The following is a 15656-nucleotide window of genomic DNA, read 5'->3' as shown; positions in this document are numbered from 1 at the left end:
TTCCTCAATTCAAAAGTTCAAATGCATCAATATGCAAAACCAGAGCATGACGAAAGCGTTGGCTTTTAGCTGCGAGAAACCCCTTGCATTTTAGCTTTTGTTCTGGGGCTAGTTTGGCAATTGCTTGCGCGATCTCACCCAGAGCTAAAAAAGGAATTTCACATTCAATATTACGTGCACTGCCAAGCTGTATTTGTAATGATTGATGGAGTATTCGCCCCTCAATCACAGGAATACCTGCAGGTGTGCTACGTAAACATGAATCGCTAACCAAAAAACCTTCGATTAGTACTCGGTTTCGTAAGTTCAATTTAGCCGAATTAAGCGGCTAGGCCTTCGCCGGCAGCTTGTGACAATGATTTAGATTTTTCTTCTTTCATCATTGGTGAAGCTTCGGTTGCGGCAACATCAGTTTTTAGTGTCAAGTGACGTAAAACTGCATCATTGAATTTGAATGCGTGTTCGATTTCATCCAAAGTTGCTTGGCTGCACTCGATATTCATCATTACATAATGAGCTTTGTGAATCTTTTGGATTGGGTAAGCCAATTGACGACGGCCCCAGTCTTCAAGACGGTGAATTGAGCCTGCACCTGCAGTAATCAAGGCTTTGTAGCGCTCGATCATTGCTGGAACTTGTTCGCTTTGATCAGGGTGTACGATAAATACGATTTCATAATGTCGCATGAAGTCTCCTTACGGGTTACAGCCTACCGCTAGCGACCACGGTTAGGCAAGGTTGTAGAACCATAGATAATAGGCTTTTTTTTTTGAAAAGGCAAGTTTTACGTGGCGCTAATTGCTATTAACGTTCAATTTTGTCGATTTTCCCACTGACGTTGGCCCATGCTGCATGATCATCTAGTGGTTCTTTTTTCTCAATGATGGCTGGCCACGTTTTTGCGAGTTCTGCATTGAGTGCGATGAAGTCATGCATCTGTGCCGGCACGTCGTCTTCTGCATAAATCGCCTCGACAGGGCATTCTGCAACGCAAAGCGTGCAATCGATACATTCATCTGGATCAATGACGAGAAAGTTTGGGCCTTCACGAAAGCAGTCTACTGGGCAAACATCAACGCAATCTGTGTATTTGCATTTCACACAGGCATCGGTCACAACGTAAGTCATCGCTTGTCCTTTTTTGTGTCGATTGTAAAAAATGACACTATGTTAGCAGACTGTTGTCTTGGTTGCTGAGTCATGGGCTTTTGTCAAAGCGATTGTTCGGAGTTCGCTATTGCGCCAGATGCGCGGCAGTTTGCACCTGACATGCTTTCGGCATGTGGGCGGCGGACTGTTCTAGGTGGGGTGGGTGTAGGCCGAATTTATTGCTGAGACCCGATAAGGTTGGTCTGTGTCTGGAGTTTGCGCTTTAAATGGCGAGCATCTAATTTTGCATCATTTAGGTTATATAATGCATGGTATAGCTAGAAAGCTCTTATTAAATAAGATCTGGTGGCATATACCCAGTATTGTGTTGCTAAGAAAGTGCGTGGTATTGAAGGTCTTTTTTAACTGAGTATTGTATTGGCTTGATGTGCAAAAAGGAGCGTATCAGACTCTTGGTGTATGACAATAAGCCTGACATAAACTTGTTGCTGGCTGAGCTGCAAGGGTGGCAACGCAATATTTAGGTGTGGATATTCGCGATTTTTGTTCTGTGCGGCCGATTGCTGGACGTAATCGGCCCATCGCTGCCGCCGATTAATGCGAATTTGGCGGTAATGCACGTGATGCGTGGTTCGAACTGCTGAATTTAAATCCGTCTAATGCAATGCAGCTGGGGTTGCTTGGTTGAGCGTTCACTCTGTCGATATTACTCTATCTGCGGGGATAATTTGTGTTAAAGCGCTGCGTCAGCAAAATAAAGTGCAGGACCTGTAAACAGCAAAAGAGACTTTACAAATTATGGTGATGTCTTGGTTTTGTTGGGTGGCTGCCGCTCATCAAATTGCAATGCAGGATTTAAACCCTTTATGATTTTGGGCTATTTTTACTTGGAATTGGGCGAAAATACCAAAAAAACGTAGCGTGTCTGTTACGCTCGAACAAAAAAATGAATATAAAATTCTGCTCTAGATTGAATTGTTAGTATTATCGAGAAAGTTTTTGTAAATAATTTGCAGTAATACGATAGCTATTGAATTACGCTGTCTTAATTTGAAAGTTTTGTGCTTGATTCGTGTTTGTTATTGGTTGAATATAATCAAGATAAGAATGAAGTAAAATTTAGTATGATCGCGATTGGGAGATTGCTTGTGCTTAAAACGCCACGATTTAAAACATGCGTATTGGCCGTGACGATGGCTGCTTTACCTTGGTTTGCTAACGCAGCGGGTTTGGGTCGACTGAATGTTTTATCCGGCTTGGGGCAGCCTTTTCGTGGAGAGATCGATTTGGTTTCTGTGTTACCCGGAGAGGCCGATTCACTCGTGGTGAGCTTGGCTTCGCCGGAGGCTTTTTCGAATGCGCAAATTACTTACCCATCAGGGGCTTTGGGCTTGCGTTTTAATATTGAGAAGCGAGGTAATGGTCAGCACTATGTTGCAGTGAAGTCATCGCAGGCAATTTCTGAGCCGTACCTTGATTTTTTGTTGGAACTTAATTGGGCGTCCGGTCGTATTCAGCGAGAGTACACCGCTTTGATTGATCCGGCTGGTTATTCGCCGACGGCATCGACTAAGTTTGCGGCGAGTGCTTTGCCTGGCGTGCGTAGTTCGGGTGTGATCAAATCGTCGAAACCGAATCAAGTCCAGTCTGCGTCTTTAAATGAGAGGGTGCGATCGACCGAGTCTTCGGCCGAAGCGCGTGATGCTGAAGCGTCGTATAAAACCAAAGGTGGCGATACGCTATCGGGCGTGGCGAGGGCCGTACAGCCCAGTGGCGTGAGTTTGGATCAGGTGCTGGTTGGTTTGTACCGTAACAATCCAGATGCTTTTGATGGCAATATGAATCGGCTCAAACGAGGCAAAATTTTACGATTGCCGCCAGTCGCAGAAATGCAAGCACTCAGCGCTCAACAGGCCAGCAAAGAAGTCAAAGTGCAGGCTGAAAATTGGAATGAGTACCGGAGTAAGCTGGGTGATCTTGCCGCAAAATCTTCTGCGCGAGATTTAGTGGCTCAATCTGCTGGCGGTAAAATTGCGACGCAGCTTGAAGATCAAGGCGCAGGTGCTGTTGATAAAAATAAAGATGTTTTGAAGTTATCTAAAGCGGTGGATTTAGCGAAAAAATCAGGCGATTTGGCTAAGCTGCAGGCTTTAGAGGAGGAAGTCGCAGCACGACAAAAAGCGCTGAATGAAGCGAATCAGCGCGTCGCAGAATTGCAAAAAAACGTCAATGATATGGAACGTTTGGTTGCGATGAAGGCAAAAGCCAGCGGTGTAACTGCTAGCGCAGAGGCCGTTGCTGCGGCTCCAGTGGCTTCAGTCTCTTCGCAAGTTGAGGTCGCCGCACTGCCGACGGTGGCGAGTGCGGTTGTGGCGAGTCGTGTTGCTAGCGCGCCAGCGGTAAAAACCAAAAAACGCGTTGAAGTTGTGGCCGATGTACCTGAGGAAACCGGCTTTATTGGGAGTTTGTTTGAAAATCCGCTGGCATTGGGCGGAGGCGCTTTAGCCGTTTTGTTGGGTGTTGGTGGACTGTGGATGGTACGACGACGTCAGCGTCCTAATGTGTTTGAAGATAGCATCATTACCGGCGGAGACTTAAAGGCCAATACGGTGTTGGGAAGTACCGGCGGCGGTGTGATTAGCACCCAATCCACTGAAAACTCGTTCCTAACTGATTTTAGTCGGCAAGGCTTGGGGACGATTGACACTGATGAAGTTGATCCGATTGCCGAGGCTGAAGTGTATATGGCGTATGGGCGAGACGCGCAGGCAGAAGAGATTTTAAAAGACGCGTTAAATAAAGACCCATCTCGGCATGAAATTCGGATGAAATTGCTGGATATTTATGCTGCTAGAAAAGACTTAATCTCTTACGAAGAGCATGCCTCTGCGTTGTTCGCCATGCTGGGTGGCAAAGGTGAGCATTGGGAACGAGTAGCGCAAACAGGGCACGAAATCGATCCAGAAAATCCGTTGTATCAGCAAAGTGAAGTGATTGATACTCGGGCTGTCGCTGCCATTGTTATGGGGGGGGCGGCGGTCGCCGCGACGACCGAAGCGGTCAACCACGACTTAGATTTTGAATTGGATTTAGAGTCGCCGTCAGTTGACTTAGCCGAAGCTGATTTTTCTCAATCGCAGGGGCCAGATCTCGATTTGCCTGTTGATGAGCCTAGTTTGGCGTCTGAGTCTACTGACAGCTTGCCAGGGGCGGATGTTGATTTTGCTGAGGACTTGTCTTTTGATCTTGCTGCCAGCGCAACGTTAGCGCCTCTAAAGACTGATGCGGGTATGGATGAGGCGGAAGCGGAAGCGGAAGCGGAAGCGGAAGCGATATCGATTGCATCAACTGTGGGTGAGGGCGAGTTGCCGCTGGCGGGCGAAATGATGGTGCTGGATTTGCCGATGGGTTTGCCTGTAGATGACGCTTCAATGGCGGCGGCGCTGTCTGATCTTGATGAATTGGCTGAATTTGATTTTGGTGGTTCACTTGATGCAGAGGTAGGTGCGGATACCGATGCCGAGTTCGATTTATCAAATTTTGACGCCTTGGCGAACGCTTTGGATTTGGATGCTGATTTAAGCTCGCCGACATCAACTTTTGATTTGGCTTTGCCTGAGGAAAGTCTGCCTGAGTTAGATCTTCCTGAGCCGCTTTCTGAACATATTTCAGAAGTGGGGGCGGCTGAGTCGGCCAATGATATGAGTTTGGATTTCAATTTTGATTTGGCAGTGCCGGTCGGTTCAGAGTTAGAAACGGCATCTGCTGACGAGCAACTTAATTTGAACCGGTCTGAAGATATCGCTTTGGATGATATTAGTCTGAGCTTGGATGAGGCGGCGACCTCAAGTGAAATGGACTTCTCTGCGGATGATCCAGTACAAACAAAAATTGACTTAGCTCGCGCGTATATTGATATGGGGGATGTTGAGGGCGCTCGAGAAATCCTGCAAGAGGCATTGCAAGAAGGAAATGTGCAGCAGCAGGGCTTAGCGCAGTCGCTTCTGGCTGATTTGTAAACGGTTAGCCTCTGGAATTAATTCTGAATTTACATCCGGTGAATTTTTTGGCGCTTTGGTTGTGGTTGCTCTTGTTGCTGCCATGGCTTGAGCGCCATTATCTTTGGGCTTTGGCCTTAGTCGTCGTGCTCGTTGCTGCGCAGTATGCTCGGCAACGATTGCTACGGAGTTTGTCAAAATTAAAGTGGCTCTTACTCGCTACCGTGCTGATCTATGGCTGGAGTACACCTGGGCGCTATATTTGGTTGGGGGTGTTATCGCCTACGGATGTTGGCTTAAGGTTGGGGTTTGATCAAGTTGGGAGGTTGCTAGTTGTTGCCGCTAGCTTGCAAATTCTACTTAAAAGACTGACTAGTAACGAGGTTTTCTCCTCTTTTTACCTGTTTTTATCTCCTTTGCAGTACTTTTCTAATGTACGAGCGCGATTTGCGGTTCGTTTTGCTTTAACATTGCAGGTGGCTGAGTCCTTACTGGAGTCCAAATTGGGATTCAAGGCTTTATTGGCGCTGATTTTGCAGCCGCAACCTCCGGTAGATCACGCCTTAGTGTTGTCGTATATTCCGATCAATCGACTGCAATTGAGTCTGCTGTTTGGACAATGTGCGCTGATTGTATATTCTATTTTTTTGGGGATGGGTGGGTTTTGGCGTTGAAACGATTTGCCTTAGCGATTGAATACGATGGTCGTGATTTTAGTGGTTGGCAGGTGCAGCCTCAGATGGACACAATCCAAGGCGAGATGGAACGCGCAATTGGTAGGATGGCTGGGCATCCAGTTCGGATGCATGCGGCAGGACGTACCGATGCTGGCGTCCATGCTACTCGGCAAATCGCCCATTTTGACAGTGACGCACCGCGCCCGATTACCGCATGGGTGCGAGGCGTAAATAGTTTTTTACCCGCAGGGATTTCGGTGCTTTGGGCGCAAGAAGTGCCGCAGCATTTTCATGCTCGATTTGTCGCGACCGCACGCCATTACCGCTATCTCTTGTTGCGTCACCCCATACGCCCGAGTTTGCAAGCTGGACGGGTCGGTTGGGTGCATTACGACCTTGATGTCGCCCAGATGCGTGTTGCCGCGCAGTTGTTGTTAGGCGAACATGATTTTAGTAGTTTTCGTGCTGCCGAATGTCAGGCGCTCTCTCCAATCAAGCAATTGCAAAAAATTCAAATTACCGAGCATGGCAACATGCTATGCGTTGATTTTTCTGCGACCGCATTTTTGCATCACATGGTCCGCAATATCATGGGTGCGTTATTGCACGTTGGTAAAGGTAAGGCTTCAGCGGAGTGGATGGGCTGGTTATTGGCGCAAAAAAATAGAACTTCCGCGCCCCCCACGTTTATGCCAGACGGTCTTTATTTAACGGGTGTGAGCTATCCTCCTGAGTTCGAATTGATCTCTTTGCCAGAGTATCGCTACGGATTAATTTAATTAGCTATAAGGGTTTCTGATGCGAACTCGAATAAAAATTTGCGGATTGCGCGATGCAGCTACGGCACGTCAGGTGGCGCTATTGGGGGCTGACGCCATCGGTTTGGTATTTTATCCGCCAAGCCCGCGGCATGTTTCGGTCGCGCTGGCGGCTGAAATCGTTGCGGCATTGCCCGTCTTTGTTGCTTCTGTTGGGCTGTTTGTGAATGCGTCGGTAGAGAATGTCAGCGCGGTGTTAGAAAAAGTACCGCTAGACTTGCTGCAATTTCATGGCGATGAAGATCTGGCTTTTTGTTCGCAGTTTGGTCGTCCATTTATCAAAGCACTGAGGGTAAAACCGGGCATAAATTTGTTAGAATACGCGGCGAGTTTTGTTTCTCCTTTGTGTCGGGGCATTTTACTTGATGCTTGGGTGGATGGCGTTCCTGGTGGCACTGGTGAAAGTTTTGATTGGCAAGCCTTACCGAATGAGTGGCCGTTGCCATTGATCTTGTCAGGCGGTTTGCACCCAGAGAATGTCGCTGCTGCGATTGCCTGCGTGCAGCCTTGGGCGGTGGATGTGTCTAGTGGTGTGGAGCAGTGTAAGGGTATTAAAGATTTAGTTTTGGTTGAGTCATTTGTTCGCGCCGTTATTTAATTAATCTGCTTTAAAGTTTATGTGAGAGAGTCATGAGCGAAATTTATCAGCAGCCCGATGTCCGTGGTCACTTTGGTCCTCATGGTGGCATTTATGTCGCTGAAACCTTGATGCCAGCTTTAGATGAGCTGCGTATTGAGTTTGAAAAAGCCATCAAAGACCCGGCTTTTATGGATGAATATCGCTATGTGCTAAAGCACTACGTGGGCCGGCCGAGCCCGGTTTATCATGCGAAACGCTGGTCGAGTGCATTAGGTGGCGCACAAATTTACTTAAAACGCGAAGATTTAAACCATACCGGTGCGCACAAGGTCAATAACACCATTGGTCAGGCTTTGTTGGCCAAACGCATGGGTAAAAAACGCGTGATTGCTGAAACGGGTGCCGGCCAACATGGCGTCGCATCGGCAACGGTGGCGGCACGTTATGGCATGGAATGCGTGGTGTATATGGGCGCAGAAGACGTGGTTCGCCAAGCGCCGAACGTATATCGAATGAAATTGCTGGGTGCGACGGTAGTGCCTGTTACATCGGGAACCAAAACCTTAAAAGACGCAATGAATGAAGCGATGCGCGATTGGGTGACTAATGTCGATTCGACGTATTACATCATTGGCACGGCTGCGGGCCCGCATCCTTATCCGCAATTGGTGCGTGATTTTCAAGTGGTGATCGGCGAAGAATGCAAAGTACAAATGCAAGAAATGATTGGCCGTCAGCCTGACGCAGTTTTGGCTTGTGTGGGCGGAGGCTCGAATGCGATTGGTATTTTTTATCCCTACATTGATGTGCCGAATGTACGCTTAATTGGTGTTGAAGCGGGCGGCGATGGTGTGGAAACGGGACGGCATGCTGCACCACTGACATCGAATGCAAAAAATGGCGTGTTGCATGGGCAGCGCTCATATCTAATGCAAGATGTCGATGGCCAGATTAGTGAAACGCATTCGATTTCTGCGGGTTTGGATTATCCAGGCGTTGGGCCTGAGCATAGTCATTTAAAAGATATCGGTCGCGCCGAATATGTTGCGATTAATGATGATGAAGCATTGGCGGCGTTTCATGATTTGTGCCGTTACGAGGGGATTATCCCTGCTTTAGAGTCGAGTCATGCCTTGGCGCAAGCTGCGAAAATGGCCAAAACCATGCGCAAAGATGAGGTGCTTTTAGTGAATCTCTCGGGGCGTGGCGATAAAGATATTCCGACGATTGCTAAAATGAGCGGCATTCAACTGTAAATTTGTTTGGCGGGGTATATCTCGCCAGCTATTGTCAATCAATGAAGCGGTAAAGATACCTATGTCTCGTATTCAAAGTGTAATGCAACAATTGGCGGCGCAGAATCGATCTGCGCTGATTCCATTTATTACCGCTGGCGACCCACGCCCAGAGGTGACCGTTGAATTAATGCACGCCTTAGTCGATGGCGGCGCCGATGTGATTGAACTGGGTGTGCCTTTTTCTGACCCGATGGCCGATGGTCCTGTCATTCAGCGCGCCTCAGAGCGTGCACTCTTGCATAAAGTGTCTTTACGGCGCGTGCTTGAGTTGGTCGCCGATTTTCGCCAAGACAATACCACAACGCCTGTCGTGCTGATGGGCTATGCCAATCCGGTTGAAGCCATGGGGTATGATGTGTTTGCGCAAGCGGCCGTTGAGGCTGGGGTTGACGGTGTTTTAACCGTAGATATGCCGCCTGAAGAGGCATTAGAGTCGGCCAAAATATTTAAAGCGCGGGGGCTGGATCCGATTTTCTTGCTGGCACCCACCACGCCAGCGTCGCGGATGAAAGCGGTGGCCGAATTGGCCAGCGGTTATGTGTATTATGTCTCGCTCAAAGGCGTGACCGGCTCGGCCAACTTAGATGTAGCGGATGTCGCCGCGAAGCTGGCGGTATTAAAACAATTTATCTCTATCCCTATTGGGGTGGGTTTTGGTATTCGTGACGCCCTCACTGCGCAAGCTGTGGCACAGATTGCAGATGCGGTGGTGATTGGTTCACGGTTGGTTCAAGAAGTTGAATTAGGCGAAGCGGGTTTGGCTGAGCGTTTGCGTGCGTTTTTGTCTGAAGTACGTATTGCAATGGATGGCGCGCGTCGCTAAGTAGGTTTAAGGAGTGTTTCAATGAGTTGGTTGCAAAAATTATTACCGCCGAAAATTCAAAGCCGCACCACAGCGAGCAAATCGGCGGTGCCTGAGGGTTTGTGGAGTAAATGTAATGCGTGTAATGCCGTGTTATATCGCACTGATCTAGCCAATAATTTAGAAGTCTGTCCTAAATGCGGTTTTCATAATGCAGTGCCTGCCCGTGCGCGACTGAATCAGTTGCTCGATACGGAGGGGCGGTTTGAAATTGGTGCAGAAGTAAAACCGGTTGATATCTTAAAATTTAAAGATGGCAAACGCTATCCGGATCGCTTGATCGCCGCGCAAGCTGCAACTGGTGAAGATGATGCGATGGTCGTCATGCAGGGGTCCATTTTGACCGTGCCGGTGGTGGTCGCTGCGTTTGAATTTAAGTTTATTGGTGGCTCAATGGGCTCGGTGGTGGGGGAGCGTTTTGTTCGTGGTGTGAAAGCGGCGATTGAAAATGACATGCCTTTTATCTGCGTATCCGCATCCGGCGGCGCTCGAATGCAAGAAGGTTTGAGCTCATTGATGCAAATGGCGAAAACCAGCGCCATTTTGACCAAATTAGCCGATAAAAAACTGCCGTTTATTTCTTTGTTGACCGATCCAACCATGGGTGGTGTTTCCGCCTCGTTTGCCTTTTTGGGCGATGTAGTTATGGCGGAACCTGGTGCTTTGATTGGTTTTGCTGGTCCGCGTGTGATCGAGCAAACGGTACGTGAGACTTTGCCAGAAGGCTTTCAGCGCTCTGAATTTTTGCTAGAAAAAGGCGCGATTGACATGATTGTTGATCGCCGCGAATTGCGTCAACGCTTGGCGGATGTGATTACCTTACTTAACCGTCAACCTGCGGCGAATTAAATGGCAGTTTTTAATGCAGATGACTTACCGACATGGTTAAGCTATTTGGAATCCTTGCATCCTGTGGCCATTGATATGGGGCTGGGCCGTGTGACACAAGTGCGAGATCAAATGCGCTTGCAGCCACGGTTTCCGGTGTTAACCATAGGGGGTACCAATGGCAAGGGCTCAGTCTGCGCGATGTTGACGCAGATACTGGTGATTGCTGGGTACAAGGTGGGGACTTATACCTCACCGCATCTCTTGCATTACAACGAGCGGATTGCGATTAATGGTCAACCGGTCGCTGATGATGAGATTGTGGCAAGTTTTCGTGCCATTGAATCTGCGCGCGGTAGTACGAGTCTCTCTTACTTTGAATTCGGCACCTTGGCTGCGATGCATCAATTTATTGCGCAAGACGTTGATGTGGCGATTATGGAAGTAGGATTGGGCGGTCGGCTAGACGCGGTTAATATTTTTGAGCCAACCGTTGCTGCCGTGGTGAGTGTTGGCATTGATCATCAAAGTTATTTGGGAGACACCCGTGAAAAAATCGCGTTGGAAAAGGCGGGCATCTACCGTTCAGGCTTGCCTGCGTTATGCGCAGATCCTCAGCCGCCGCAGACATTGCTGGATGTCGCAGCAGAAATCGGCGCCGATCTCGGATTAATTGGTCGCGACTTTGGCTATCAAATGCAAATTGAAGGGCAGCAATGGTCGTGGTGGCATCGTAATGGGCTGCGTCGCCATGCTTTGCCTTTACCGGCGCTGCGGGGGCAATATCAATTAAATAATGCGTGTTTGGCGTTGGCGGTCTTGGACGAGTGTCACACGCAATTGCCCGTGACGTTGGGCGATATTAAGCGCGGTTTGCTTGAAGTTGAATGGCCAGCACGTTTTCAGGTATTGCCCGGTAGGCCAACGGTGGTGCTGGATGTAGCGCATAACCCCCATGCCGCCTTAGTGTTAAAATCATGCTTAGATAGTATGAGTTTTCACCCTAAAACGCATGCCGTGCTGGGCATGATGCAAGATAAAGACATGGTTGGCGTGGTGCGTATTTTGGCTGATCGGGTTGATTGTTGGTATTTGGCCGCGCCTGATTTATCACGCGCTACGCCAGCAGGCACTTTGGCTAAGATTATTTTACAAATTGATCCGCAAGCACAAATTCAAACGTATGATGCTGTCGCTGATGCCTATCAATCGGCCTGCAAGAGTGCGCTTGAAGCTGATAGAATCTTGGTCTTTGGATCTTTCTTTACCGTGGCTGAGGTCATGGTGGCGCGTGGGCAAGCAAAGTAATGGCAAATGTGAGTGATGAACTGCAGCAACTGAGAAAACGCGCTCGTCGGCGTTTGGTCGGGGCGATCGCCTTGGTGGTGTTTGCCTTGATTTTTTTGTGGACGGTGTTAGATGGTGAGCCACCAAAAAATTTAATCGACAATCATCCGGTTGAAATCATCTCCAGTGCGCCGGCGCTCTCGTCGATTGTGCAAACCGCACCGCTCAATGCGCTACCTGCTTCAGCGGTGGTTACTGAGGCTGCCTTGCCGCAATTGGACGCCTCGCAAGTGGCTGCGGTGACTTTACCTGGCAAATTAGTCAATCATCAAGTCGCAGTTGATGCGGCGGTACCGACACCAACACCAAACGCAACCCCCGTAGCCACACCGGCACCCAGTGTATCGCCGGTGCTGACGACGCCACCGTCACCCGTCGTGATTAAAGCAACGCCCAAACCGGTGGTTAAAAAGCCGTTGCCAGAGAAAAAACCAGAAGTTGCTGCGGCCATTGAGGCTGATCCTGCGGCCATCTTGTCGGGGAAAACCAGTCATTCGCTGCCGACAGAAAAAAAACTAGATAAAAAGACCTATTTTATTCAGGTTGGCGCTTATGCCGATGCTGATAAAGCCGCGCAAATGGTGGCGAAACTGAAATCGGCGGGTGTTCGTGTCAGCAGCGAGCAAATTAATACCAGTAAGGGCGCGCTAACTCGTGTTCGAGTGGGCCCGACTGAGGATGAGGCGAAAGCCAAAGCATGGTTGAAAATCATGCGTGATATGGGTGTATCGGGCTCTTTGGTGGCTAAGGCCGCGCCATGACCGCGTTTGACTATATTGCTTTGACCATCGTCGGGCTGTCTATTTTGCTGTCTGTGATGCGTGGCTTAACGCAAGAATTATTGGCTTTGTTGGCTTGGATTTTCGCTTTTTGGATTGCGATGCATTACGCAACGATGGTCGCGCTCTGGATGCCAGAAAGTATTCCAACTGATGCAATACGTTATTTGGCGGCCTTTATTGCGCTGTTTTTTGTGACGTGGTTGTTTTCTGCCATCGTACGAATCACTCTGAACCAATTTGTAAAAGCCACCGGATTTAAGCCGATTGATCGGGTTTTGGGTGCGGGTTTTGGGGTGATGCGTGGGTTTTTATTGATGCTGACTTTGGTGATGCTGGCCGGCTTGACCAGTTTGCCCAAAGAGCCGATGTGGCGAAATGCAATGTTTAGTCCCTTATTTGAGCAAAGTGCCTTCGTGGTAAAACCATGGCTGCCGCTTGCTTTTGCTAGTCGAATTAATTTCGAATGATTTTTTAATGTGTTGTAGACGCAAGGAATCTTGACCAATGTGTGGCATTGTAGGTGTGGTCGCTAAAACTCCGGTAAATCAAATGTTGTACGACGGGCTGCTGGTTCTGCAGCACCGTGGGCAAGATGCTGCCGGTATTGTCACTGCTGAACAGCAAGTGCTTCATATGCATAAAGGCCAAGGCCTGGTTCGCGACGTGTTTCGCACGCGCAATATGCGTTCTTTAATGGGGAATGTCGGCATCGGCCACGTTCGCTATCCAACTGCGGGTTCGGCTTCGAGCTTGGCCGAAGCACAGCCGTTTTACGTCAACAGTCCTTTTGGGATTGTATTGGCGCATAACGGTAATCTGACCAACGATAAGCAGCTAAAAGAAGATATGTACCGCACTGATCTGCGGCACATTAATACCAATTCGGATTCGGAAGCGCTGTGCAATGTGTTTGCACATGAATTGTCGCGCCGTGTGTCTGGGCCGCAACTGGATGCTGATACTGTATTTGATGCGATTACTGCGGTGCATAAGCGAGTCAAAGGTGCGTATGCGGTAGTCGCGATTATCGCCGGCTTTGGCATGGTGGCATTTCGTGATCCACATGGTATTCGTCCGCTGTCTTTAGGTTGCCACGAAACGCCAGAAGGCATGGAGTACATTGTGGCCAGTGAGTCGGTGGCGCTGGATGTGCTGGGCTTTAAGTTTATGCGTGACGTTGCGCCGGGCGAAGCGATTTATGTGACTTTTGATGGCCAATTGTCTAGCCGCCAATGTCATCCTAATCCGGTATTGGTGCCGTGCATTTTTGAGCATGTTTACTTTGCCCGGCCGGACTCGGTGATTGATGGCATTTCGGTGCATGAGTCTCGCTTGAAAATGGGCGAACAACTGGCCGACAAAGTACGTAAGCTAGTCCCCGCTCTGGATATTGATGTGGTGATCCCGATTCCGGACACCAGCCGTGATGCAGCGTTGCAACTAGCGGATGCTTTGGGCTTGCCGTATCGTGAAGGCTTCATGAAAAACCGCTATATCGGCCGTACTTTTATTATGCCGGGGCAGGCGAGTCGCAAAAAATCAGTGCGCCAAAAGCTGAACCCAATTGCGGTTGAGTTCCGCGGCAAGAATGTTTTGCTGGTGGATGATTCGATTGTGCGTGGAACGACGTCAAAAGAAATCGTGCAAATGGTGCGTGATGTCGGCGCGAATAAAGTCTATTTGGCTTCGGCTGCGCCACCGGTTAAGTTTCCACATGTGTATGGCATTGATATGCCAACGCGTGCTGAGTTGATTGCGACTGATCGTGATGCCGTGCAAATTGCCCAAGAAATCGGTGCGGATGTGGTGATTTACCAAGAACTGGATGCGTTGATTCAAGCCTGTACCGATGCCAGTGGCGGCAAAATTACCGACTTTGAAACCTCCTGCTTTGATGGTAAATACATTACTGGCGATATTACCGATGCCTATTTGGATGAATTAGAGGCAAAACGAATTTCGCCATTGTCGACCAAGGCGGCTGATGGTGATGCCGATAGCCGTATTTTGGATATGAATATTGGTGTTGCAGAGCAAAATTTAATTTAATTGCACGCACCCAATAAAAACGGGAGCGATGGCTCCCGTTTTTATTGGGTCGTTTTTATTGGCTCGTTTTATTGGATTAAGTCAATCATCATGCTGAATTTAAATGATCTTCACCCCGAAACATTAGCCGTTCGCGCCGGAACGATGCGCTCTGAGTTTGGTGAGCATTCCGATGCTTTATATCTGACTTCTAGTTTTGTGGTGGGCTCAGCCGAAGAAGCTGCGCTGAAGTTTACTGGTCAAATGCCGGGGTATATTTATTCGCGTTTCACTAATCCGACAGTGGCGGCCTTTGAGCAGCGTTTGGCCGCCTTGGAGTGTGGTGAGCGTGCGGTGGCTACGGCTTCTGGAATGAGTGCGATTTTGGCTTTGTGCATGGCCCATCTGAAGTCGGGCGATCATATCGTGGCGTCTAGCGGCTTATTTGGCGCAACCATTCAATTATTCAATACTTATTTGGCTAAATTCGGCGTGACGGTGAGCTATGCCGCGCAAACGGATTTAAGCGCGTGGGAAGCTGCCGCGCAAACCAATACCAAGTTGTTCTTTTTAGAAACCCCCAATAATCCACTGACTGAGATTGCTGATATTGCGGCGATTGCCGAAATTGCGCATCGGCATGGCGCGCTGTTGGCGGTTGATAATTGCTTTTGCTCACCAGCTTTACAGCAGCCCTTAAAACTCGGGGCAGATTTGGTGGTGCATTCGGCGACCAAATTTATTGATGGCCAAGGCCGAGTTTTAGGTGGGGCGGTCGTCGGTAGTCATATTTTGATTGAGCCGATTTATCTCTTTTTACGCACGGCAGGGCCGACGTTGTCGGCGTTTAACGCTTGGGTGTTGCTCAAAGGCTTGGAAACTTTGGGTTTACGGATGAAGGCGCATTGTGAAAATGCGCTTAAATTGGCGCAGTGGTTAGAGGTGCAGCCACAAATTGCGCGGGTTTATTACCCCGGCTTGCCGTCGCACCCACAATACGACTTGGCGCAACGTCAGCAAACTGGGGCGGGTGGCGTGTTGTCGTTTGAATTAAAAGGCGGTAAGGCGGCCGCTTGGGCGTTGATTGATGCGGTGCAGCTCATGAGTCGAACCGCCAATCTGGGCGATACACGCACTACCATCACTCATCCAGCAACCACGTCGCATGGCCGTTTAACGCCTGAAGCGCGTGCTGCTGCGGGGATCTCGGATGGGATGGTGCGTATTTCTGTCGGTTTAGAGTATACCGATGATTTGATTCAAGACTTACTGACGGGCCTATAGGGTATTGCGCGCTATGGTTTATGCACTATATGTTGCAGGGTAAT

Annotated in this window: 15 protein-coding genes; 12 read left to right on the top strand and 3 right to left on the bottom strand. The window is 49.0% G+C overall.

Annotation, left to right across the window (positions count from 1 at the left end):
• Window positions 1–4: 4 nt before the first annotated feature.
• The 3 genes from priB to fdxA form a co-directional block, all read right to left on the bottom strand.
• Complete coding sequence (gene priB, locus LG219_RS02905; RefSeq protein WP_226763041.1) at window positions 5–310, bottom strand: primosomal replication protein N; 306 nt, start codon at window positions 308–310, stop codon at window positions 5–7.
• A gap of 10 nt (window positions 311–320) precedes the next feature.
• Window positions 321–686: a 30S ribosomal protein S6 gene (gene rpsF, locus LG219_RS02900; RefSeq protein ID WP_173533902.1), complete on the bottom strand. Its 366-nt coding sequence runs from the start codon at window positions 684–686 to the stop codon at window positions 321–323.
• Between the two features lie 118 nt (window positions 687–804).
• Window positions 805–1128, bottom strand: a complete 324-nt coding sequence (gene fdxA / locus LG219_RS02895; RefSeq protein WP_226763040.1) for a ferredoxin FdxA — start codon at window positions 1126–1128, stop codon at window positions 805–807.
• A 1130-nt stretch (window positions 1129–2258) separates the two neighbouring features.
• Between fdxA and LG219_RS02890 the strand changes: the two genes are divergently transcribed.
• From LG219_RS02890 to LG219_RS02835, 12 genes are all read left to right on the top strand, one after another.
• On the top strand, window positions 2259–5129 hold the full coding sequence (locus tag LG219_RS02890; RefSeq protein ID WP_226763039.1) for a motility hub landmark protein FimV: 2871 nt from the start codon (window positions 2259–2261) through the stop codon (window positions 5127–5129).
• A gap of 59 nt (window positions 5130–5188) precedes the next feature.
• Window positions 5189–5782 (top strand): hypothetical protein, encoded by a 594-nt coding sequence (locus tag LG219_RS02885; protein ID WP_226763038.1) that lies wholly within the window; start codon window positions 5189–5191, stop codon window positions 5780–5782.
• Entirely contained in the window at window positions 5728–6564 is an 837-nt protein-coding gene (truA, locus tag LG219_RS02880; protein ID WP_226763037.1) for a tRNA pseudouridine(38-40) synthase TruA, read from the top strand. The genes LG219_RS02885 and truA overlap by 55 nt, the downstream gene beginning before the upstream one ends.
• A gap of 19 nt (window positions 6565–6583) precedes the next feature.
• Window positions 6584–7201, top strand: a complete 618-nt coding sequence (locus LG219_RS02875; RefSeq protein WP_226763036.1) for a phosphoribosylanthranilate isomerase — start codon at window positions 6584–6586, stop codon at window positions 7199–7201.
• Between the two features lie 32 nt (window positions 7202–7233).
• Window positions 7234–8439, top strand: a complete 1206-nt coding sequence (gene trpB, locus LG219_RS02870; protein WP_226763035.1) for a tryptophan synthase subunit beta — start codon at window positions 7234–7236, stop codon at window positions 8437–8439.
• Between the two features lie 61 nt (window positions 8440–8500).
• Window positions 8501–9304, top strand: coding sequence for a tryptophan synthase subunit alpha (trpA, locus tag LG219_RS02865; RefSeq protein WP_226763034.1), 804 nt, complete (start codon window positions 8501–8503; stop codon window positions 9302–9304).
• A gap of 21 nt (window positions 9305–9325) precedes the next feature.
• Window positions 9326–10192: an acetyl-CoA carboxylase, carboxyltransferase subunit beta gene (gene accD, locus LG219_RS02860; RefSeq protein ID WP_226763033.1), complete on the top strand. Its 867-nt coding sequence runs from the start codon at window positions 9326–9328 to the stop codon at window positions 10190–10192.
• The gene (folC, locus tag LG219_RS02855; protein WP_226763032.1) at window positions 10193–11479 is read left to right on the top strand and encodes a bifunctional tetrahydrofolate synthase/dihydrofolate synthase; all 1287 of its coding nucleotides are present in this window, start codon (window positions 10193–10195) and stop codon (window positions 11477–11479) included. It abuts the gene before it with no gap.
• Window positions 11479–12279, top strand: a complete 801-nt coding sequence (locus LG219_RS02850) for an SPOR domain-containing protein (RefSeq protein ID WP_226763031.1) — start codon at window positions 11479–11481, stop codon at window positions 12277–12279. Before folC ends, LG219_RS02850 begins: the two co-directional genes overlap by 1 nt.
• A complete protein-coding gene (locus LG219_RS02845; protein ID WP_226763030.1) occupies window positions 12276–12767 on the top strand; it encodes a CvpA family protein in 492 nt (163 codons plus the stop codon). Before LG219_RS02850 ends, LG219_RS02845 begins: the two co-directional genes overlap by 4 nt.
• 37 nt (window positions 12768–12804) lie before the next feature.
• A complete protein-coding gene (gene purF / locus LG219_RS02840; protein WP_226763029.1) occupies window positions 12805–14349 on the top strand; it encodes an amidophosphoribosyltransferase in 1545 nt (514 codons plus the stop codon).
• A gap of 90 nt (window positions 14350–14439) precedes the next feature.
• Window positions 14440–15612 carry an O-succinylhomoserine sulfhydrylase gene (locus LG219_RS02835; RefSeq protein WP_226763028.1) on the top strand — a complete coding sequence of 391 codons (1173 nt, stop codon included), beginning with the start codon at window positions 14440–14442 and terminating at the stop codon, window positions 15610–15612.
• Window positions 15613–15656 lie beyond the last annotated feature (44 nt).

The sequence above is a fragment of the Deefgea salmonis genome (assembly GCF_020531905.1).
In the GTDB taxonomy this organism is placed as follows: Bacteria; Pseudomonadota; Gammaproteobacteria; order Burkholderiales; family Chitinibacteraceae; genus Deefgea; species Deefgea salmonis.
Note: the sequence above shows the minus strand (reverse complement) of the source record. Positions and strands in the feature narration are given on the sequence as shown.

What these genes read in the sequence shown, in the direction of transcription:
- trpA (WP_226763034.1), top strand. Translation starts at nt 8,501, where the DNA reads ATGTCTCGTATTCAAAGTGTAATGCAACAATTGGCGGCGCAGAATCGA.
- LG219_RS02835 (WP_226763028.1), top strand. Translation starts at nt 14,440, where the DNA reads ATGCTGAATTTAAATGATCTTCACCCCGAAACATTAGCCGTTCGCGCC.
- trpB (WP_226763035.1), top strand. Translation starts at nt 7,234, where the DNA reads ATGAGCGAAATTTATCAGCAGCCCGATGTCCGTGGTCACTTTGGTCCT.
- LG219_RS02850 (WP_226763031.1), top strand. Translation starts at nt 11,479, where the DNA reads ATGGCAAATGTGAGTGATGAACTGCAGCAACTGAGAAAACGCGCTCGT.
- rpsF (WP_173533902.1), bottom strand. Translation starts at nt 686, where the DNA reads ATGCGACATTATGAAATCGTATTTATCGTACACCCTGATCAAAGCGAA.
- LG219_RS02875 (WP_226763036.1), top strand. Translation starts at nt 6,584, where the DNA reads ATGCGAACTCGAATAAAAATTTGCGGATTGCGCGATGCAGCTACGGCA.
- LG219_RS02845 (WP_226763030.1), top strand. Translation starts at nt 12,276, where the DNA reads ATGACCGCGTTTGACTATATTGCTTTGACCATCGTCGGGCTGTCTATT.
- fdxA (WP_226763040.1), bottom strand. Translation starts at nt 1,128, where the DNA reads ATGACTTACGTTGTGACCGATGCCTGTGTGAAATGCAAATACACAGAT.
- folC (WP_226763032.1), top strand. Translation starts at nt 10,193, where the DNA reads ATGGCAGTTTTTAATGCAGATGACTTACCGACATGGTTAAGCTATTTG.
- truA (WP_226763037.1), top strand. Translation starts at nt 5,728, where the DNA reads ATGTGCGCTGATTGTATATTCTATTTTTTTGGGGATGGGTGGGTTTTG.
- accD (WP_226763033.1), top strand. Translation starts at nt 9,326, where the DNA reads ATGAGTTGGTTGCAAAAATTATTACCGCCGAAAATTCAAAGCCGCACC.
- purF (WP_226763029.1), top strand. Translation starts at nt 12,805, where the DNA reads ATGTGTGGCATTGTAGGTGTGGTCGCTAAAACTCCGGTAAATCAAATG.